The sequence below is a fragment of the Cyanobium usitatum str. Tous genome (assembly GCF_003011885.1).
Taxonomy (GTDB): Bacteria; Cyanobacteriota; Cyanobacteriia; order PCC-6307; family Cyanobiaceae; genus Cyanobium_A; species Cyanobium_A usitatum.
In genome coordinates this window covers 54,791-73,164 of the sequence record NZ_PXXO01000011.1, presented here as the reverse complement: position 1 = coordinate 73,164, position 18,374 = coordinate 54,791, and the positions used below count along the sequence as shown (strand labels likewise).

21 protein-coding genes and 1 tRNA gene are annotated in these 18,374 nt (G+C 64.8%); 9 read left to right on the top strand and 13 right to left on the bottom strand.

Going from position 1 to position 18,374, the window contains the following annotated elements:
* The first annotated feature begins 31 nt into the window (after positions 1–31).
* Entirely contained in the window at positions 32–1,111 is a 1,080-nt protein-coding gene (locus C7K55_RS10150; RefSeq protein ID WP_193486271.1) for a PRC-barrel domain-containing protein, read from the top strand.
* Between the two features lie 31 nt (positions 1,112–1,142).
* Here C7K55_RS10150 and msrB read toward each other — a convergent pair whose 3' ends face one another.
* The 3 genes from msrB to C7K55_RS10135 form a co-directional block, all read right to left on the bottom strand.
* On the bottom strand, positions 1,143–1,586 hold the full coding sequence (gene msrB / locus C7K55_RS10145; RefSeq protein ID WP_106632602.1) for a peptide-methionine (R)-S-oxide reductase MsrB: 444 nt from the start codon (positions 1,584–1,586) through the stop codon (positions 1,143–1,145).
* A 35-nt stretch (positions 1,587–1,621) separates the two neighbouring features.
* Positions 1,622–2,917 carry a glycosyltransferase family protein gene (locus tag C7K55_RS10140; RefSeq protein ID WP_106632601.1) on the bottom strand — a complete coding sequence of 432 codons (1,296 nt, stop codon included), beginning with the start codon at positions 2,915–2,917 and terminating at the stop codon, positions 1,622–1,624.
* A 16-nt stretch (positions 2,918–2,933) separates the two neighbouring features.
* Positions 2,934–3,015: transfer RNA gene (locus C7K55_RS10135), tRNA-Leu, on the bottom strand.
* Positions 3,016–3,145: 130 nt separating this feature from the next.
* On the opposite strand from C7K55_RS10135, the gene accC reads away from it, so the two are divergent.
* Positions 3,146–4,504, top strand: a complete 1,359-nt coding sequence (gene accC / locus C7K55_RS10130; RefSeq protein WP_106632600.1) for an acetyl-CoA carboxylase biotin carboxylase subunit — start codon at positions 3,146–3,148, stop codon at positions 4,502–4,504.
* Between the two features lie 13 nt (positions 4,505–4,517).
* Here the strand turns inward: accC and C7K55_RS10125 are convergent, their stop codons facing one another.
* Positions 4,518–4,862 (bottom strand): YggT family protein, encoded by a 345-nt coding sequence (locus C7K55_RS10125; protein ID WP_106632599.1) that lies wholly within the window; start codon positions 4,860–4,862, stop codon positions 4,518–4,520.
* Positions 4,863–4,952: 90 nt separating this feature from the next.
* On the opposite strand from C7K55_RS10125, the gene psbX reads away from it, so the two are divergent.
* From psbX to C7K55_RS10105, 4 genes are all read left to right on the top strand, one after another.
* The gene (psbX, locus tag C7K55_RS10120; protein WP_106632598.1) at positions 4,953–5,075 is read left to right on the top strand and encodes a photosystem II reaction center X protein; all 123 of its coding nucleotides are present in this window, start codon (positions 4,953–4,955) and stop codon (positions 5,073–5,075) included.
* An 85-nt stretch (positions 5,076–5,160) separates the two neighbouring features.
* Positions 5,161–6,057 carry a Ycf66 family protein gene (locus C7K55_RS10115; protein WP_106632597.1) on the top strand — a complete coding sequence of 299 codons (897 nt, stop codon included), beginning with the start codon at positions 5,161–5,163 and terminating at the stop codon, positions 6,055–6,057.
* 35 nt (positions 6,058–6,092) lie between these two features.
* The gene (locus tag C7K55_RS10110) at positions 6,093–6,638 is read left to right on the top strand and encodes a Tol biopolymer transporter periplasmic protein (RefSeq protein ID WP_106632596.1); all 546 of its coding nucleotides are present in this window, start codon (positions 6,093–6,095) and stop codon (positions 6,636–6,638) included.
* A 71-nt stretch (positions 6,639–6,709) separates the two neighbouring features.
* Positions 6,710–7,126: a TolB family protein gene (locus C7K55_RS10105; protein WP_106632595.1), complete on the top strand. Its 417-nt coding sequence runs from the start codon at positions 6,710–6,712 to the stop codon at positions 7,124–7,126.
* A gap of 12 nt (positions 7,127–7,138) precedes the next feature.
* On the opposite strand, the gene C7K55_RS10100 is transcribed toward C7K55_RS10105, so the two are convergent.
* From C7K55_RS10100 to C7K55_RS10090, 3 genes are read right to left on the bottom strand one after another with little or no spacing between them, the layout of a single operon-like run.
* Positions 7,139–7,351 carry a chlorophyll a/b-binding protein gene (locus tag C7K55_RS10100; protein ID WP_106632632.1) on the bottom strand — a complete coding sequence of 71 codons (213 nt, stop codon included), beginning with the start codon at positions 7,349–7,351 and terminating at the stop codon, positions 7,139–7,141.
* Positions 7,352–7,367: 16 nt separating this feature from the next.
* Positions 7,368–9,359 (bottom strand): ABC transporter ATP-binding protein/permease, encoded by a 1,992-nt coding sequence (locus C7K55_RS10095; RefSeq protein ID WP_106632594.1) that lies wholly within the window; start codon positions 9,357–9,359, stop codon positions 7,368–7,370.
* A 38-nt stretch (positions 9,360–9,397) separates the two neighbouring features.
* A complete protein-coding gene (locus C7K55_RS10090; protein ID WP_106632593.1) occupies positions 9,398–9,739 on the bottom strand; it encodes a histidine triad nucleotide-binding protein in 342 nt (113 codons plus the stop codon).
* Positions 9,740–9,795: 56 nt separating this feature from the next.
* Here C7K55_RS10090 and C7K55_RS10085 point away from each other — a divergent pair, with 56 nt between their 5' ends.
* The gene (locus C7K55_RS10085; protein ID WP_106632592.1) at positions 9,796–11,367 is read left to right on the top strand and encodes a YifB family Mg chelatase-like AAA ATPase; all 1,572 of its coding nucleotides are present in this window, start codon (positions 9,796–9,798) and stop codon (positions 11,365–11,367) included.
* 22 nt (positions 11,368–11,389) lie between these two features.
* Here the strand turns inward: C7K55_RS10085 and rpsU are convergent, their stop codons facing one another.
* The 4 genes from rpsU to def form a co-directional block, all read right to left on the bottom strand.
* Positions 11,390–11,560 (bottom strand): 30S ribosomal protein S21, encoded by a 171-nt coding sequence (gene rpsU / locus C7K55_RS10080; RefSeq protein WP_010304532.1) that lies wholly within the window; start codon positions 11,558–11,560, stop codon positions 11,390–11,392.
* A 77-nt stretch (positions 11,561–11,637) separates the two neighbouring features.
* Positions 11,638–12,276, bottom strand: a complete 639-nt coding sequence (locus tag C7K55_RS10075; protein WP_106632631.1) for a DUF3747 domain-containing protein — start codon at positions 12,274–12,276, stop codon at positions 11,638–11,640.
* 54 nt (positions 12,277–12,330) lie between these two features.
* Complete coding sequence (locus tag C7K55_RS10070; protein ID WP_106632591.1) at positions 12,331–12,528, bottom strand: hypothetical protein; 198 nt, start codon at positions 12,526–12,528, stop codon at positions 12,331–12,333.
* Positions 12,529–12,540: 12 nt separating this feature from the next.
* A complete protein-coding gene (gene def / locus C7K55_RS10065) occupies positions 12,541–13,125 on the bottom strand; it encodes a peptide deformylase (RefSeq protein ID WP_106632630.1) in 585 nt (194 codons plus the stop codon).
* Between the two features lie 88 nt (positions 13,126–13,213).
* Between def and C7K55_RS10060 the strand changes: the two genes are divergently transcribed.
* Both C7K55_RS10060 and C7K55_RS10055 read left to right on the top strand, forming a co-directional pair.
* Positions 13,214–15,157: a S9 family peptidase gene (locus tag C7K55_RS10060; RefSeq protein ID WP_241518303.1), complete on the top strand. Its 1,944-nt coding sequence runs from the start codon at positions 13,214–13,216 to the stop codon at positions 15,155–15,157.
* The gene (locus C7K55_RS10055) at positions 15,154–16,524 is read left to right on the top strand and encodes a sodium/glutamate symporter family protein (RefSeq protein WP_106632590.1); all 1,371 of its coding nucleotides are present in this window, start codon (positions 15,154–15,156) and stop codon (positions 16,522–16,524) included. Before C7K55_RS10060 ends, C7K55_RS10055 begins: the two co-directional genes overlap by 4 nt.
* Here the strand turns inward: C7K55_RS10055 and C7K55_RS10050 are convergent.
* Together C7K55_RS10050 and mtnA are read right to left on the bottom strand one after the other, a co-directional pair.
* Positions 16,506–17,162 (bottom strand): class II aldolase/adducin family protein, encoded by a 657-nt coding sequence (locus tag C7K55_RS10050; protein WP_106632589.1) that lies wholly within the window; start codon positions 17,160–17,162, stop codon positions 16,506–16,508. The genes C7K55_RS10055 and C7K55_RS10050 overlap by 19 nt on opposite strands.
* Positions 17,155–18,255 carry an S-methyl-5-thioribose-1-phosphate isomerase gene (gene mtnA / locus C7K55_RS10045; RefSeq protein WP_106632588.1) on the bottom strand — a complete coding sequence of 367 codons (1,101 nt, stop codon included), beginning with the start codon at positions 18,253–18,255 and terminating at the stop codon, positions 17,155–17,157. The genes C7K55_RS10050 and mtnA overlap by 8 nt, the downstream gene beginning before the upstream one ends.
* Positions 18,256–18,374 lie beyond the last annotated feature (119 nt).

Genomic DNA, 18,374 nt, shown 5'->3' with positions numbered 1-18,374 from the left:
GGCCGACTGGGCCACGGGTACGACCCTTTCATTGACCTCCTCCATCCCCCCTTCCGCAGATCCCGGGGCAACGGCTGCCGCCCCAAGTGATCGCCTCTGGTTGCGCTCCGAGCTGATGGGCACCCAGGTGATCACCCGCGACACCGGCCGCCGGCTGGGCGTGGTGGGCGAGGTGGTGGTGGATATCGACCGGCGCGAAGTGGTTGCGCTGGGGCTGCGCGACAACCCTCTGACCCGCTTCCTGCCAGGCCTGCCGCGCTGGATGCCCCTCGACCGGATCCGCCAGGTGGGCGATGTGATCCTGGTGGATTCCGCCGATTCGCTGGCCGAGGGCTTCAACCCTGACCGTTACGGCAAGGTGATCAACTGCCAGGTGATCACCGAAGCGGGCGACCAGCTGGGCCGGGTGCTGGGCTTCAGCTTCGACATCGAAACCGGCGAGCTGGCCACCCTGGTGATCGGCGCCCTGGGAGTGCCCCTGCTGGGTGAAGGCGTGCTGAGCACCTGGGAACTCACCGTTGAAGAGATCGTCAGCAGCGGGCCGGATCGGATCATTGTTTACGAGGGCGCCGAAGACAAGCTCAAGCAGTTGGGCTCCGGGCTACTGGAGAAGCTTGGTATTGGTGGGCCGAGCTGGGAGCAGGAGGAGCGGGATCGATACCGCACCGGCATGGTGCCCGTGGAAAACCAACTGGCTGCAGGCCAGCCGGCAGTGCAGGAACAGCGCCGCATCCAGCCGGCCACCAGCCAGACCTTCGAACCCGATGAGGAGTTCGATTACGTCGAACTCGAAGAGCAGCGCCAACGGGAACCCCTGCGCCAGCGCCGCTACCTCGATGACGAGGAGGAGAGCCGCTACGAGCAAACCCGCTACGAGGAATCACGTTACGAAGAGCGTCCAGCTGAACCCAGTCGCCGCCCCCTGCAGGCCGAACCCCTGCCCAGGCAGGCACGCCCCCTCGAGGCTCGATCTCTTGATGCTCGACAACTTGATGCTCGACCACGAGAAACTCGCCCCCTAGAGAGGCGGCCAGCCCCCACCCCTTACCGCGAACCCCTGGATGTGGAGGCTGAAGACCTGGCCAGCAACGACCTAGAAGATCCCTGGTGAAATAGTCCAGGATCGAGGCTCAATAGCCCTCTCAGCTCGCCTTGAAAGCCAGGGACGCCGAATTGACGCAGTGGCGCTGACCGGTTGGGGCCGGGCCGTCGTTGAAGACGTGGCCAAGGTGGGCGTCGCAATTAGCGCAGCGAATTTCGGTGCGCACCATGCCGTGGGCCTTATCGGTGTGGGTGCTGATGGCAGCAGCGCTCACCCCATCCCAGAAGCTGGGCCAGCCGGTACCAGAATCAAACTTGGTGGCGCTGCTGTACAGCTCGGCATCACAGCAGATGCAGTGGTAGCTGCCATTGCCCTTCTGGTTCCAGTAGGCGCCGCTGAAGGCACGCTCGGTGCCGCCCTGGCGGGCAACCCGGAACTGCTCAGGCGTCAGCTGCTGGCGCCACTGCTCCTCGCTGGCCCCGCGGGCCAAGCCACTGTCGAGGCCGCAGGCTGAAGGGTCGGAAGAACTAGCAGCGTCGGCCATCGAACTCAGCGAAATGAGTCGCAAGCCTAGGCAGCTCAGTCGGGGATATTCAGCTCTAAGGCACTCAGCTCTGGGGGCAGCAGCTCCTGCACCAGAGCCGCCAGGCTGGCCACCGCCCCCGGCTGGCCCCGCAGGCTGCGCAGATCGGCGCGCATCTGCTCCAGTCGCTCCGGTGCCGCCAGCCAGTCGGCAGCTTCGGCGGCGATGGCCTCAGGGGTGATCGCCCCAACCCGCTCCGGCACCACCAAGCGGCCAGCGGCAATGTTGGGAGAGGCCAGAAAGCCCCGGTGGCGCAGCCGCCAGGCCGTAATCAGCACCCCAAACAGCCAGCGCAGCAGGGGCAACCGCCCCAGCATTCCGGCCAGTCCATCCCAGGCCTGCATGACGTGCAAGTGCTGGGTTGGCACCAGCACCAGCATCGGCACCCCCAAAGCAGCCAGTTCGGCGGTATTGGCGCCCACGGTGGTGAGGGCCAGGGAACACTGGCTCAAGCTGCCGTAAGCCGGATTCTCCCGAACCAGCCGAATCCTGGTGCCAGCTGGCGTCTCAAGTAGATCCGGAGCCAGCAGGCGGGGCTGACCCGAGCGGTAGGTACGGGCGATCGGATTGGCGGGGCCAGCCTGATTCAGCAGCTCCTCCACCGCAGTGGTGGGAGCCAGGGGCAACAGAAAGCGACAGCCAGGACGAAGGGCCGCCAGCCGATCGGCCGTCTCCAGCAAAAACGGCATGCCCACACGCAACTTGGCCCGCTTCGAGCCCGGCAGCAGCGCCAACCACTCCCCTGCCGGCAAGGGCGCCTCGCTGCGGGCCGACTCCGAGAGGTCTGCCATCAGGTCACCTACCACCGTGCAGCGGGATGCCCAACGCGGGGCCAACTGGTCAGCAGCCAGGGGTCCCATGGCAGCGATGCGGTCGTTCCAGCGGGGCCAGCGGGCCACCCATTCCGCATAGGTGAGATGGCGGTAACCCAGCCGTGCCGAGAGCAGCACAGTCCAAAACTGATCACCCCCTAAAAACACCACCAGTCCCTGGCGGGGCCAGGGACCAAACCGCTTGGGGCGCAGTAGCAGCGACCAAAATTGACGAGCTGGCACTATGCGCTCAAACAGGCCCCAAGCGGCGGCGGCTCGATGCTCCTTTCCCGTGCCGTTTGGACAGGGCACAAGCAACAAATTGAGACTGCAGGCTGCCCCAGGAACATCAGGTCGCAGCGCCATCTGGCGATGCAGGCGCTGGGCGAGGGGCCTAACCCAGGTAGACAGCTCTCCTGGGCCGTTGCTTACAAGCACGATCGCTGCCGAGGGCCGGATCGATTCGGGCAAGGCCTGGATGGCTCGAATTAAGAAATGCGGATGACGAGACTTGAACTCGTAAGGCCGAAGCCACACGCCCCTCAAACGTGCGTGTCTACCAATTCCACCACATCCGCATGTGGTTCGGATCGCTGGGCGCTCCGGTGCGAGCAATATACCCATCGCCGGCGCCAGAACCCTATGGGGGAGCTGTCCAGGCAGCACTGATACAGTCCGCCTCAGCCAATATCAGCTGAGACGCCGCGGATGCCCATCGGCAAGCTGCTGATCGCCAACCGTGGCGAGATAGCCCTACGCATCCTGCGCACCTGCCGGGAGCTCGGCATTCCCACCGTGGCCGTCTACAGCACGGTGGATAAAAACGCCCTGCACGTGCAGCTCGCCGACGAAGCCGTATGCGTTGGAGAGGCGCCCAGCAGCAAGAGCTACCTCCACATCCCCAATATTTTGGCGGCGGCCACCTCCCGGGGTGCTGACGCAATTCACCCCGGCTACGGCTTCCTGGCCGAAAACGACCGCTTCGCCGAGATCTGCGCCGACCACGGCATCACCTTTGTGGGTCCCTCCCCCGAGGCCATCCGCTCGATGGGAGATAAGTCGACCGCTAAGGCCACCATGGAGCGGGTGGGGGTGCCCACCATCCCCGGTAGTGCCGGCTTGCTGGCCAGCCCAGAGGCGGCTGCGCGCTTGGCCGAATCGATGGGCTACCCGGTGATGATCAAGGCCACCGCTGGTGGCGGCGGCCGCGGCATGCGCCTGGTGCCTGGGCCCGATCAACTCGAGAGCCTGTTCAAAGCGGCCCAAGGAGAAGCGGAGGCTGCCTTCGGCAACCCCGGCCTATACATGGAGAAATTCATCGACCGGCCCCGGCACGTGGAAGTGCAGGTGCTGGCCGATCGCCACGGCAACGTGATTCACCTGGGCGAACGCGACTGCTCGATCCAGCGCCGCCACCAAAAGCTGCTGGAAGAGGCCCCCAGCGTGGCCATCAACGCCGACCTGCGCCGCCAGATGGGCGATGCGGCCGTGGCCGCCGCCCGCACCATTGGCTACGAGGGCGCCGGCACCGTGGAATTCCTGGTGGACCGCAGCGGGGCGTTTTATTTCATGGAAATGAATACCCGGATCCAGGTGGAACATCCGGTCACCGAGATGGTCACAGGGGTAGATCTGATCGCCGAACAGTTGCGTATTGCCGGTGGGGAGCCGATCTCGGTCACCCAAGACCAGATCAAGCTCTGCGGGCACGCCATCGAGGCGCGCATTAACGCCGAAGACCCCCGCCAAAACTTCCGTCCCGCCCCCGGCAAAATCACCGGCTGGCTACCTCCTGGCGGCCCAGGTGTGCGGGTCGATAGCCACGTGTACACCGGCTATGAGATCCCGCCCTTCTACGACTCCTTGATCGGCAAGGTGATCGTCTGGGGCACCGATCGCCCCCACGCCCTCAGGCGGCTGCGCCGGGCCCTATCGGAATGCGCGGTGACCGGCATTCCCACCACCATCGACTTTCACCTGCAATTGCTGGATCGCCCTGAATTCCAGGCGGGCGACGTACACACCAAATTTGTCGAACAGGACATGCTTCCGCAGAAGGGCACCTAAGCCGGATCTGAGTTCAGCCGATCCCGACGCTCTGGGCCCGAAACAACACCTGACTGACAAGCCCCTGCTGCCCCACCAAAATTTCTCGCACCAGGCTGAGCAGTCCCACCCACACCACCGGCGTCACATCAACGCCACCGATCGGTTTGATCAGCCGACGGGTGAGGGCAAGCAAGGGCTCGGTAGGGGCTCCGACCAGGCGCATCGCTCCGCGGCTCAGATCAATTTGGGGATACCAGGTGAGCACGATGCGAAACAGAAAAAGCAAGGTCCAAAGCGCCAGGCCCAGGGCCAGGGCCAAGTGCAAACCGGACAACAACGGCAGCCAGGACTGGGGTAGGGAGGTGGCTGCCGTCACAAAGCTCTAAGTAGCTGGGCTCCCAGCGTAGGAAGCCGCCACCACTGCCTAGGATCGCGCCACGAATCAAGCCATAGAGCTGTTCCTGCCATGACGCCATCCCTGGCCAATTTCCTGACCAGCCTGCTTGCCGGCGCCGTGATCGTGGTGGTGCCCATCACAATCGGTCTGGTGCTGATCAGCCAAAACGATCAGCTTGATCGTCGCCTTTGAGCTCCTGCACCTGAGTAACTCCAGGTCTCTAGCTGCTCGGGCTCAACTGCCTACACTTACGAGACGGACTGTCGGGTGAAAAACCGTGGTTAATGCCAGCCTGAATTGGGCCAGCATCGTGGGCATAGTGCTTGCGGTGGGCGGTGCACTGCTTTATTTCATGCGGAGCTTCAAGCCCGCCCTCGCCCGCGATTACGACGTCTTTTTCGCTGCGATTGGCCTGCTCTGCGGCGGCATCCTGTTTTTTCAGGGTTGGCGCCTCGATCCAATCCTGCAATTTGGTCAGTTTTTGCTCGCCGGCACCACGGTCTTTTTCGCCTACGAAAGTGTGCGCCTTAGAGGGGTAACCACGGAGCAGGCTCGCCGGTCGTCCTACTTCGACGACGACGAACCAATGCCCGAACCAGGCCCCTACAGGCCCAGAATGGGTGGCCGCGCCTGGGGGGAGGCCTCTACAGATCGCTTTGATGAGCCGGAGCCGCTTAGGCGCCGCATCCCCTCCCGCGGCGAAGCCTATGCGCCAGATGAGGAAGATTTTTACCGGGCACCCCGTCCCAGCAGTAGGGCCGCCATCCCTGAAAGAGCCGCCAGCCGCCGCCCTCCCCAAGAGGATTGGGCACCCCAAAGCTCTAGCAGGCCCAGTATCGATTTCGGTGCCCGCAGGCGTGATCGAGATGGCTCAGTAGAGCCACGACGGGGCAGCCGGCCGACAGCCGCTAGTGAGGCCATGCCTCGCTCCAGCCGCAGGCCCGCGCCCCCGGCCCCTGCTTCGGCCTCAGAAGCTCCTAGGGCCTCCCAACCAGCGGGAGTACCCCAAGGCTCACCGATCAGCCCAGCAACCCCTGCCAGCGGCAGAAGCAATCGCCCAGCGGCAAGCGATATCAGTGATGCGGACTTCACCCCAGTGAAACCCTCCAGTCGCCCCGAGCCCAGCCCCCGAGGCATTAGCCCCCGGGACAACAGCTCCCGCTTCGACGACTGAAGCTTTTCGCCGTCAACAGATTTCGTCCCCTAGGGGTGTCTGCCCTGCTGCTGATAACCCTGAGCTTGCTTGTCAGCGGCTGTTCAGGTGGGGCGTGGCTGGCCCGTCGCAGTGCTGGCCCGGTTGGGGTGTTCAACGGCAACAGCCGCCAAGAACCCGCCCTCAGCGGCCAGGGGCGATTTCTTGCCTCAGTGGTTGATCGAGGTGGCCGGGCCACCCTGCTTTTGCAGGAGCAGCCCAGCGGCCGAATACTGCCCCTGCGCCATTTCCAAAACCGCCAGCCCCACAGCTCCCCCTCCCTCAGCTGGAACGGTCGCTACGTGGCGGCCCTGGTGCAACAGGGAAACCAAAGACTGGCCCTGATCGAAGACCGAGCCAACGGCAACCTGCACCGGCTTCCCCTACCGTCGAACCGCACTGCAGTGCGCCTCAGCCTGTCCCCGGAGGCACGCCAGCTGGCGGTGCAGGTGGCCCAGGCTGGCCAGTGGCGTGTGCAGCTGTTTGATCTGCGCAGCCTGCTTGAGCCAGACCTGCCCGGCGGCCTTGCCGTTCAGGGGGGCGGAGCGGAGCCCTCACCGTGAGGAGCTCACTAGCAAAAAGAGCCATCGCAGCAGTTGCAACCGGCCTGCTACTAGGTGGCTGCCTTGCCCCCATGCCGCAGCCCATAGTGCCGCTCAACTCCCGGCTGGAAGCCATAGGTGCCAACCGGGATCCAGCCCTTTCAGGGCGCTGGCTGGCCCTAATCAGCGGCAGGGGCGGCCGCGAACAAGTGCTGCTGCTTGATCTGGAGCGCCAGCAGCCCATAGACCTTCCAGGCCTCAACCGGGCCGATGCCCAACCGGTGAGCGTCAGCGTCGACGCAGCAGGAGAGCGAATTGCCCTGGTGCGGCAGCTAGAGGGACGCACCGAGTTGGTGCTGTACCGGCGCTCCGTGCAGAGCCTGCAACCCATACCGATGGTCCCCAGCGGCGTTGCCCGCCAGGTGCAGCTGCAGACCGATGGTCGCCAGCTAGCTGTTCAGGTGAGCAGGGGCGGGATCTGGCAGGTGGATCTGGTGCAAATTCCATAGGGCACCAGGCGCTCAGGGCACCAAGCCAGACCAGCACAGAAACGTCTCGCCGCTCAGGGCTTCGATCAGCAGCACGGCAAGGAAGCCCACCATGGCAAAGCGACCATTCACCCTCTCGGCGTAGCCGCTCCAACCAAAGGCCGGCACTTCGCTAGTTGTTGCACTAGTTGCGGCACTGGTTGTAGGGCTGATTTCTGGGGTCTGGTCCGGGCTTGGTTCAGGCATGGGGTCAGGTAGGGGATCAGGCGTGGCGGCCCACGTCATAGCCGGCCGCGGGTAGCAGCCGCCAGTTGCCGCTTCCATCGAGCTCCAGCACGGTGTCATGGAAGGCGGTGAGGGTGGGCCTATGACCGACGCTCACAAAGGCCATCTCCCGATCAGCTAGCAAGGAATACAGGTGACGCTCCGTTGCCACATCAAGGGCGCTGGTGGCCTCATCTAGGACAACAAAACTCGGTGAATTGAGCAGCAGGCGGGCAAAGGCCAGTCGCTGCTGTTCACCTAAAGAAAGCAGGCGAGGCCAATCCTGAATGATGTCTAGATCGGGATAGCGCCCAACAAGCTCGGGCAGCCGCACCTGCTCCAAAACATGGCGCAGCTGTTCGTCACTAAAGCGATCTGGTTGCAGCGGATAGCAAAGCTGCTCGCGCAGGCTGCCAAGCAGCATGTAGGGCTTTTGGGGAATGAACAGAAGATCTCCCTCGCTGGGCCGCTCCACCCGACCAGCAGCCGGGGGCCACAGACCACTGACCATGCGCAGAAAAGAGGTTTTGCCGCAGCCCGATGGGCCCACAACCAGCAAGCGCTGATGAAGATTCACCTCAACACTGAGGTCGCGGATCAAGGTGCGGTTGGTGCGGGGCGGCACCAAGTCGACATGGCTAACCAGGATCGAATTTCCACTACTACCAGTGCTCGTGGCAGCCAACTGGGCTTCAAGAGCTGCAGCTTCAATGCCGATTGAATCAACCTTGCCCTGAAAACCCTCAAGACGGCTGATCGAAGCAGAGAAGGCCGCAAGACGATCAATATTATTAACAATATAGCTCACCGAAAATAGGACCTGACTGAAAGCAATACTTGCCTGGCCAAAGACTCCAAAATCAACATCTTTGGCGAAGTAAATAGGAGCTATTACCAGCCAAGGCAGGAAGCGAGAAAAATAATCATAGGAACGCTGAATGACACTAATGAGCGCCTCCCAGATGATCAGGCGATCATAATTTCGAATGGCCCCTTCCAGCCTCCTGCCTGCCTCACGGCCCTCCTGTTGCTCGCCCCGATAGAAAGCAATGGATTCAGCATTATCGCGAATATGGACAAGCCCGTAGCGGAAATCAGCCTCCAGCTTGAGCTGCTGATAATTCAAGTTGACCAGCTTCCGGCTGGCAAAAACAATTAGACCTGTGCCACCAACAGAGTAGACAAGCAGCACCAAGGCCAACTTGTCGCTGATAGTCCACAATACAATTATAAAACTAACGAAAGTGAGCAGGGCAGATATTATCTCAACCGTGACACTGAGACTGGTACCAGTGAAACTGGCCGCGTCTTGTGAAATGCGCTGATCGGGGTTATCAATCTCCTCGATTGACTCATCATTCGGATTGAGAACGTAATAAGCCCGATTTGAAAGATATCGGCTCAACAGGCGGCCGCTCAGCCACTCGCGCCACAGCAGGCCAAGCTTGGGTATTAAATAACTTTGAATAGCCCTGATCGGCAGGGCTATAACCAAGCAAAAAGCATAAATAGCAACGATCTTCCAAAACTCCTCAGCCTTATAGCCGACTAGAGCATTTTCAATATTGCGAGCTACATAGCTAATCCCCACGTTGATGCCATTGATAACCAGGATCAGCAAGGTGATCACCGCCATCAACAGCCAAGGCAACCAGCGCCCGTGACGCAACTTGCCTCGGAAAGCCACAAAACAGCCCAGCCCTCCGGCCAGCAGCACCATCACCAGCGGCCCGATCGGGCTGTTCCAAATTGCTGCCACCTGCTCGGGCACCCCGGGCAGGAAACGACTGCGCAATTCGGGAATCACGGCACCGGTCAGGGCCAAAACCCCAGTGAGCAGCAACAAGGTGCTACCTACGACCACCGCAAGCAATGCCACCACCAGCAGGAGAAACTGCCAGCTCTTGGTGTCGTCTACTGGCAGGAAATAGGGCTGGGCCAGGCGTTGCAACTTCGCCAGTTGACCGCGAAGAGCCTTGAGGGGGTTCATGGGGCAGGTCGGATCAGGTCATTGTCGCGGGCCCGCGGTCAGCCCGGGGGCCAGGCCAGCGGACGCCCACCAATCACATGCACATGCAGGTGAAACACGGTCTGGCCCGCATCCGCGCCGCTGTTGATCACGGTGCGGAAGTCTTGGAGCCCCTCCTGCTTGGCCACCTTGGCGGCCACCAGTAGGAGGTGGCCCAGCAGGTTCTGGTGCTCGGCTTGGGCCTCGGAAAGCTGGGGGATGGGCTCCCGGGGAATCACCAACACATGGACTGGAGCCTGGGGGGTCACGTCGCGGAAAGCTAGGCAATGCTCATCGGCATACACCTGATCGCAGGGGATCTCGCCGCGGAGGATGCGCCCAAAGATCGTGTCTTGGCTCACAAAGGCAACGGGGGTGGGACAGGGGTGGCACTAACGATGTAGTGGCCCATGGCTTGATGTTGGCACGGTGCAAGACGGCGGCGCTGCAGGGCCTGGAGGCCAGGCCAGTGCTGGTGGAGGTGGATCTGGCTCCCGGCTTGCCGGGCCTGCAGCTGGTGGGCCTGGCCGATGCGGCTGTGCAAGAAGCCCGGGAGCGGGTGCGCTCGGCTATACGCCACAGCAGCCTGAAGGTGCCGCTGACGCGGGTGGTGGTGAATCTGGCCCCCGCCGACCTGCGCAAGGAGGGGCCGGCTTTTGACCTGCCGATCGCCCTGGGCCTGCTACTGGCCAGTGGCCAGCTGGATGCCGCCAGCAACAACGAGGTTTGGAGCGCCGGCGAGCTGGGGCTGGACGGCAGCTTGCGGCCGATCCGGGGGGTGCTGGCGATTGCAATTGCAGCCCGTAACCATGGCGCCCGGGCGCTGGTGGTGCCCCAGGCCAATGCCTGGGAGGCCGCATTGGTGGAGGGGCTGCGGGTGTGGGGCGCCGCCGATCTCGGCCAGGCCTTATGGCGACTGCAGCATCCGCGGGCCCGTCCGGCCGCCACTGCCACTGCCACTGCCCCTGCCCTTAAACAAGCCAAGGCGCCGATAACCGCCAGGCCCGCAGCTGAAGATCTTGCCGACGTCAAAGGGCAGCCCCACGGCCGCCGGGCCCTGGAGATCGCCGCAGCCGGAGGCCACCACCTGCTGCTCTGCGGCCCACCCGGCAGCGGCAAAACAATGCTGGCCCAGCGACTGGCGGGGCTGCTACCCCCGCTCGATCCAGCGGAGGCCCTTGAGCTCACCGCCGTCCACTCGGTGGCGGGACTGCTGGACAGCAGCCAGGGCTTGCTGCAAACGCGCCCGTTTCGGAGCCCCCACCACAGCTGCTCCGGGCCGGGGCTGATAGGTGGAGGTGGCCAACCCAGACCAGGAGAGCTGGCCCTGGCCCACCACGGAGTGCTGTTTCTCGATGAGCTGGCCGAATTTCGCCGGTCCGTGCTCGACCAATTGCGCCAGCCCCTAGAAGACGGCGAAGTCTGGATTCACCGCGCCCGCCAGCGAACTCGCTTCCCCTGCCGCATCACCCTGGTGGCCGCGGCCAATCCCTGCCCCTGTGGCTGGTTTGGCGACCCAGAGCGCAGCTGCAGCTGCGGGGAGGGCCAGCGGCGGCGCTACTGGGGCCGGTTGTCGGGCCCCCTGCTGGATCGCATTGATTTGCAGGTGGTGATGAGACGGCCATCCAGCGCCGCCCTAACGGCACCGTTTAGGGACCAGGGCGGCAGCCCGGCCAGCGATGAATCAAGCGCTGAGGTGCGAGCAAGAGTCCGCCGGGCCCGGGCCCATATGGCTGCCCGCAATCCCGGTGGCTGCTGCAACAGCCGCATCGCCGGAGGTCAGCTGCAGCAAGTGCTTCAACTGGAAAGCGAAGCCTTAGAAGTGTGGGAGGCTGCGATTCAGCACCGGCAGCTCAGTGCACGGGCTGGCGCCAGGCTGTTGCGGGTTGCCCAAACTATCGCCGACCTAAACGATCAAGCCAGCATTGGCGCAACTGCAATTGCCGAAGCGCTTACCTACCGGTCGTTTGATCAAGGGGTATCTCGCTAAGCGGGAGACCAGATCAAAGCGATCAACGGCGGCGGCGGCGCTGCTGGGCCTTGCGCTTGTACTTCTCGACAGGTGTCTCGTGGTGACGCAGACGCTTTAGGTCAGCGAAGATGCCCGCCTTAGACACCTGGCGCTTGAAGCGGCGCAGGGCCGATTCAATCCCTTCGTTTTCGCCGACGGTGACCTGGGTCATGAAGCGCTGCGCTGCTCACAGAGCTTGCCAATGTAGCAACTGCCTTTCCGCTCTGACCATTCCCCACTACTTCGAGGTCAGCGCTTGGTGCCAGAGAGGCCTGAAATGGGGCTGGGCGCAACTACCGGCAGCCCAGGCTGGATCGCAGCATCAGGCCAGGTATCGCGGTAGAGATACACGTGGCCCAGATTGCGACCGCCATAGGCCCGGCGCTTGAGCTGCCAGCCCGGTTCAAACACCAACTGGAGGAAGCCAGCACCCTGGCCCTTAGTGCGAGCAACTAGCATTTCCGGGCCCGCCCCGGCCTTGGTTGGCACGGCAAGCAGCACGTTGTCGCCGCTCTGACGCAGAACTGTTAGGCGGTAACTCGTGGCCAGATCTGCACCGCCGACTCGCACCGAGTAGCCGTTGGCATCGATGAAGCGGCTGCAGATGCCGCTGAAATCAAAAGTTGCAAGCAGGGGGCTCACCGGAGCTGGTGACCCTGGGGCCACGGCAAAACAAGGCCGGGTCGGCTTGACCTGCTCGTAGATGTTGAGTTGGGCGCGGACGCCATCGCCGATGGGCGCTGCCACCAGAACAAAACGCTCCTGGCTGAGATCCGCAGCTTGAAACAGGGCGCTGGCCACCGCTGGGGTGGGACCAAATACCACCCCAGCGGCGAAAGCTCCAGCTGCCAGGGGGAGGGAATTGACACCCAGATGGGGCAATCTCATCACGGCATTGGCAAGCGACATGTGCTTAATCGTATGCACGGTATCCGGCAAGGTCTAGGCCGGCTTGTTGATCCGGATGGCCACCAACAGGGCCGCAACCGTGCCGGGCAGGCTCAGGCCCAGGATCCAGAAGGTGGTCTGCTGTCCCAGGTCGGGGTCGCCGTAGGCGAGCTCAAACACCGAGCCCGTGGAGGCGATGCCAAGTATGCAGGCAAGAGCCAGGAACAAGCCGGCCAGGGGTTTCATGGGCATGGAGAAGAACGATCAGCGGATGGAACGGACATCTGCCCGTTGAAAGCCCTTTTCCAGCAGGCCTTCATTGAGGCTGAGCTCATCGGTGACCCGGTCAACGAAAAGCACACCTTCGAGATGGTCCATCTCGTGCTGGATGCAGCGGGCCAGGAGGCCATCAGCCTTGACCCGTTGGGGGCGGCCCATCTCGTCGCGATAGCTGACCTCAACCGTGGCCGGGCGCACCACATTCAGGTAAACGCCAGGGATGCTGAGGCAGCCTTCCTCATAAGTCTCGATTGCAGCACCGAAGCAGGCGATCTCGGGGTTGATCAGAACCATCGGCGCCGCGGCGGCATTCTCGGGATCAAGATCAATTACCAGTAGCTGCTTATGCACTCCCACCTGGGGTGCCGCTAAACCGATGCCCTTGGCCGCATACATGCTGCGCAGCATGTCCCGGGCCAGATCTCGCACACTCTCATCAACCTTGCTGATGCGCTTGGCAGGGGTGCGCAGCACCCCATCGCCAAGGGTGTGGATCGTGAGGGGGGACTCCTCAAGGGCATCCTTGGGCACTTGAACGCCGCGGCTGGCCTGAACGGCGGAGCGTGCCATCTGGGCAAAGCTGCCGGCTGAACTGCGGGCCAACGCGATACTTGATCGAACGACATCCACTTTAAGTCGTTATCCCTCGGTGCATGCGGTGGCTGACCCCCCTGGAGCCCTTCCCGCCGCTGTTGTGGTGGGCCAAACCCCCAGCCTGCGGGAGCCACGGCTACTTGACGGGGTGCTCTATTGGCTGGAGCAGCGACCCCATGAAGGGGGGCGCACGACCCTGCTGCGGCGCCTGGGGCCAGACCAGCCAGCAGAGGAGTTAACCCCTGGCAGCTGGAATCTGCGCAGCCGGGTGCATGAATACGGTGGCGGCAGTACGGCCCTGGGCCTCCGGAGCGATGGCCGGCCGGTAGCGGTGTTCAGCCACGACGGTGACCGCTGCCTCTGGCTGCTGGAGCTCGATAGCAGCGATTGCCAGCCGCGACGGCTCAGCCCGCCAGGTGCCTACGGCGGCGGCTTGATCGATGCCGGCCGCGACCGCTGGATCGGCGTACGGGAAAGCGGCAGTGATGAAGGTGCTGGCTGCGACCAGCTGGTGGCTGTTGGGCTGGAAGGTGGCGAGCCCCAGCCGCTGGTGGTGCCAGCCGACTTCTGCGGCTACCCGGCCCTGAGCCCCTCCGGCGCAGGGCTGGCCTGGGTGGAGTGGCAGCAGCCCTTCATGCCCTGGGAGCGCAGCCAGCTCTGGCTGGGGCACTTCGATACGGCAGGCCAGCTCAGCGGCCGCCGCCTGGTCGCAGGATCGGGGGCGGGGCCAAACCCGGACATTTCTGTGTTCCAGCCGCTCTGGTGCGGGCCCCACCTCGTGGTGGCAAACGATCGCTCCGGCTTCTGGAACCTCGAGCAGCTCGACAACGCCGAGGGATTCGACGCAGAGACCCTCGACGCAGAAACCCTGAGCGCAGAGGCGCCGCTTGCCTGGCGGCCGCTGCTGCCCATGCAGGCCGAATTCGGCCTGCCCCAGTGGGTGTTCGGCATGGGCACCCAGGCCTGGGATGGCGAGCAGCTGCTGGCCACCGCCTGCCTGCAGGGGCGCTGGCAGCTGGGCCGCGTGGAGCTGCCGAGCCAGAGCGGAGGTGCCGGCCAGTGGCAGCCCCTGGCCATCCCCTTTGATGATCTGGCTGGTATTTGCGCCGAACGGGGACGGCTGGCCTGCATCGCCGCTTCAGCAACCGAACCAGCGGGCCTGCTCGAGCTGGACCTGGCCAGCGGCAACTGGTGGCATAGCCCTGCTGCCGCCTGCCCTCTGGCGCCGCAGGCGATCAGCCTGCCGCAGGAGCTGTGGTTTGAGGGCCACGGCGGCGCCCGCAGCCACGCCTGGTTTTACCCCCCAGCCGGGGGAGCCCACCGGGAGGCACCCTTGCTGGTGAAAAGTCACAGCGGCCCCACCGCCATGGCCCGCACGGCCCTGAACCTGGCGATTCAGTTTTGGACAACTCGAGGCTGGGGGGTAGTGGATGTGAACTACGGCGGCTCGACCGGCTTCGGCCGCGCCTATAGGCAGCGGCTCGCTGGCCAGTGGGGCGTGGTGGATGTGGACGATTGCGCCGCAGCCGCCCAGGCCCTGGTGGCGGCGGGCCGGGCCGATCCCGACCGCATCGCCATCGAAGGCGGCAGTGCCGGCGGCTTCACCACCCTGGCCGCCCTGTGCTTTACGGACGTATTTCGCGCCGGCGCGAGCCGCTACGGCGTAGCCGACCCCAGCGCGTTGGCGTCTGAGAGCCATCGCTTTGAAGCCCGCTATCTCGATGGGCTGATCGGCCCCTGGCCGGAAGCGCGCGCCACCTACGAGGCCCGCTCACCGCTGGCCCACGCCGATCAAATCCGCTGCCCGGTGATCTTTTTTCAGGGCCTCGATGACAAGGTGGTGCCACCGGAGCAGACCGACCGCATGGCAGCAGCGCTCGAAGCCAACGCCATCCCGGTGGAGGTGCACCGCTTCCCGCAGGAGGGCCACGGTTTCCGCGAGGGTGCCAGCTTGATCCGCGTCCTGGAGGCCACTGAGGCTTTCTTCCGCCGGCACTTCAACCTGTGATCGCAACCTTGGCGAGCGACCTGCTGCCCAGCTTCGGCTGGTTGGCCCTGGCCCTGGCCTGCCTCAGCCTGATCCTGGCGGTGGGGCGAGCCCTTGGTGCCCGCTTGCAGCTGCGACTCTGGGGCATCCCCGAAGCCCTGCTGGCCGGCCTGCTGGGCCTGCTACTGGCCCCGGGCGGCCCCCTGCCGCTGCTGCCTCCTCAGGTGATGCAGCTATGGGCCGATCTGCCGCTGGTGCTGCTCACCCTGGTGTTTGGCTCTCTGCTGCTCGGCAAACCCCTGCCCAAACTGGAGGGGCTGTGGCGGCCGGTGTCTGGGCAGGTGTCGCTGGCGCTGGTGCTGGCCTTTGGGCAATTCGTGGTGGGGGGCCTGGCGGTGCTGCTGGTGCTGCAGCCCTGGCTGGGGGTGAGCCCGGTGATGGCCTGCCTGATCGAGGTGGCCTACGAGGGCGGCCATGGCTCCGCCGCGGCGATGGGGCCGAGCTATGCGGCCCTGGGCTTTCCCGGCGGCCAGGCCCTGGGCCTAGCCATGGCCACGGTGGGGCTGCTGAGCTCCACTTTGGTTGGGGGGCTGGTGGTGGTGGTGGCCCGCAGCCGCGGCTGGCTGCTAGCCGATGCCCCAGGCAGCGCACCCAGCGAACCCACCATCACGGCCAGCGGCGATTCGGGTGGCGTGGCGGCCAGGGCAGCGGCTTGGGCGGTGAACCTGGCCCTGGCGGGCATGGCCGTGCTCACTGGCGTGGCGCTACTGGCGGGATTGCGCTGGCTCACCTCTGGGCTGGGGGATGGCGTTGGCAGCGTTGTTGATGCGCTGCCGGTGTTTCCGCTGGCGATCGTGGGCTCGCTGCTGGTGCGTTTAGCGCTGGAGCGCAGCGGCAAAGCCCATTGGGCCTCTTCAGCGGTGCAGGGCCAGGTGGGCACCCTTTCAGCAGATTTGCTGATCACCGCCGCCACCGCCGGGCTGGATCTGGCCCTGCTCAAGGCCGACTGGCTGCCGCTCACGGTGCTTGCCCTAGGCGGCCTGGTGTGGAACCTGGCAGTGACCCTGCTCCTAGCACCGCGGCTGCTGCCCGCCGACTGGTTTGAGCGGGCGGTGATTGAGTTTGGCCAGGCCACGGGAGTGGCGGCCAGCGGCCTGCTGCTGCTGCGCATGGCCGATCCAGACGACCGCAGCGACGCCCTACCAGCCTTTTCGATCAAGCAGCTGATGTTGCAGCCCTTTCTGGCCGGAGGGGTGGTGACGGTGGTGGCCCCCCTGGCGGTGGCGGGCTGGGGGCTGCCGCTTTGGACCGGCTTCTGTTTTGCCCTGGTACTGCTGTTTGGCGGCACCGGGCTGTGGCTGGCGCGGACTCAGGCGCATGCCCCGTAGTGCAGGGAGCGGAACTGCTGGTGCACCGCAGCCATCTGGGCAGCGCTCAACAGCGGAGGCTCGCCGAGTTGCAGGGCCTGCAGATACATCTGGGCCAGTGTTTCCACTTCGATGGCGATGCGCAGGGCCTGATCGAGGCTGGTGCCTAGCGTCACCTGGCCGTGCTGGGCCAGCAGGCAGGCCAGCCGGCCATCGAGGGCCTGCACAGCAAGGGCCGAAAGCTCGGCGGTGCCAAAGGTGGCGTAGCCGGCGCAGCGGATGTCATCGCCGCCGGCCACGGCGGTCATGTAATGAAAGGGGGGGATGGGGCGGCCATGGCAGGCCAGGGCCGTGGCATGGATCGAGTGGCAATGCAGCACCGCCTGGATCTCAGGCCGGCTGGCCAGGAGATCGGCGTGCAGCCGCCACTCGGAGGAGGGCCGCCGCTGACCAGCTGCCGCCTCGAGGGGCTTGCCGCTGGCAGCAATCGCCACCAGATCCTGCGGCTCCATCTGCTCGAAGGGCAGGGAGCTGGGCGTGATCAGCAGGCCACCAGGAATACGCACCGACAGGTTGCCTGAGGTGCCCTGATTGAGCCCGCTGGCGTTTAGGCACCGGGCCACCTCCACGAGCTGCTGGCGCTGCGCCTGCTCAGTCATTGCCATAAAGCTCCTGCAACCCAGCCTCGGTGGCCGCTGCCACGCCCCGCTCGGTGATCAGGCCCGTCACCAGCCGCGCCGGCGTGACATCGAAGGCCGGGTTGAAGCCGGCGCTGCCCGTTGGCGTCAGCTGCACGGTCGTGATCGCGCCATCGGCGCCGCGCCCCTGGATGTGAGTCACCTCCTCAGCACTGCGGGCCTCGATCGGGATTTCGGCCACGCCATCGCCAATCGTCCAGTCGATCGTGGAGGCGGGCAGGGCCACATAAAAGGGCACGCCGTTGTCGTGGGCGGCCAGGGCCTTGAGATAGGTGCCGATCTTGTTGCACACATCGCCGCGGCGGGTGGTGCGATCAGTACCCACGATCACCGCATCCACCTGGCCGTGCTGCATCAGGTGGCCGCCGGCGTTATCCACGATCACGGTGTGGGGCACGCCCTCCTTAGCCAGCTCATAGGCCGTGAGCGAGGCCCCCTGATTGCGGGGGCGAGTCTCATCCACCCACACATGGATAGGAAGCCCGGCGCGGTGGGCCTTGTAAATGGGGGCGAGGGCCGTACCCCAGTCCACCGTGGCCAGCCAGCCGGCGTTGCAGTGGGTGAGCACATTGAGCCTGGCGCCGGGCCGGGCCGCCGCCAGCTGCTGGAAGATCGCCAGCCCGTGGTTGCCGATGGCATCGCACATGGCCACGTCCTCATCGGCGATCGCCGCGGCCTCCGCCTTGGCCGCCTCGGCCCGCTCGGCCGGCGCCAGAGGCTGCACCTTGGCCCGCACCCGCTCCAGGGCCCAGCGCAGGTTGATCGCCGTGGGCCGGGTGGCATTGAGTTGCTCGAAGGCGGCCGCCAGTGAGGTGTCGCCCGGATCGGCCTGCAGGGCCAGCATCAGCCCATAGGCGCCTGTCACGCCGATAAGAGGCGCCCCGCGCACCACCATCGTGCTGATCGCGTCTGCCGCCTCAGCGCAGCTGCGCAGGGTGCGCGTCGTGAACTGGTGGGGCAGCAGGGTCTGATCGATAACACCGATCGCGTAGGAGCCCAAGCCGCTGTCCGGCTCTAGCCAGATCGTGCGCCAGGCCTTGCCGTCGATGTTCATGGCTGCATGTGGAGCGAAATCAGACCCTGATCATCCCTGGGGGGGGGACTGGAGCAGATCAGCTCCAGGACCAGAAGCGGAACGATCCTGAAATGGACCGTCTCAAAATCCGTACAGTT

Excerpts from the sequence above, each read along its gene's own strand:
- msrB (WP_106632602.1), bottom strand. The coding sequence starts at position 1,586 with ATGGCCGACGCTGCTAGTTCTTCCGACCCTTCAGCCTGCGGCCTCGAC.
- accC (WP_106632600.1), top strand. The coding sequence starts at position 3,146 with ATGCCCATCGGCAAGCTGCTGATCGCCAACCGTGGCGAGATAGCCCTA.
- psbX (WP_106632598.1), top strand. The coding sequence starts at position 4,953 with ATGACGCCATCCCTGGCCAATTTCCTGACCAGCCTGCTTGCCGGCGCC.
- C7K55_RS10105 (WP_106632595.1), top strand. The coding sequence starts at position 6,710 with ATGCCGCAGCCCATAGTGCCGCTCAACTCCCGGCTGGAAGCCATAGGT.
- C7K55_RS10100 (WP_106632632.1), bottom strand. The coding sequence starts at position 7,351 with ATGCCTGAACCAAGCCCGGACCAGACCCCAGAAATCAGCCCTACAACC.
- C7K55_RS10095 (WP_106632594.1), bottom strand. The coding sequence starts at position 9,359 with ATGAACCCCCTCAAGGCTCTTCGCGGTCAACTGGCGAAGTTGCAACGC.
- C7K55_RS10085 (WP_106632592.1), top strand. The coding sequence starts at position 9,796 with ATGTTGGCACGGTGCAAGACGGCGGCGCTGCAGGGCCTGGAGGCCAGG.
- rpsU (WP_010304532.1), bottom strand. The coding sequence starts at position 11,560 with ATGACCCAGGTCACCGTCGGCGAAAACGAAGGGATTGAATCGGCCCTG.
- C7K55_RS10075 (WP_106632631.1), bottom strand. The coding sequence starts at position 12,276 with ATGAGATTGCCCCATCTGGGTGTCAATTCCCTCCCCCTGGCAGCTGGA.
- C7K55_RS10070 (WP_106632591.1), bottom strand. The coding sequence starts at position 12,528 with ATGCCCATGAAACCCCTGGCCGGCTTGTTCCTGGCTCTTGCCTGCATA.
- def (WP_106632630.1), bottom strand. The coding sequence starts at position 13,125 with ATGGCACGCTCCGCCGTTCAGGCCAGCCGCGGCGTTCAAGTGCCCAAG.
- C7K55_RS10050 (WP_106632589.1), bottom strand. The coding sequence starts at position 17,162 with ATGACTGAGCAGGCGCAGCGCCAGCAGCTCGTGGAGGTGGCCCGGTGC.
- mtnA (WP_106632588.1), bottom strand. The coding sequence starts at position 18,255 with ATGAACATCGACGGCAAGGCCTGGCGCACGATCTGGCTAGAGCCGGAC.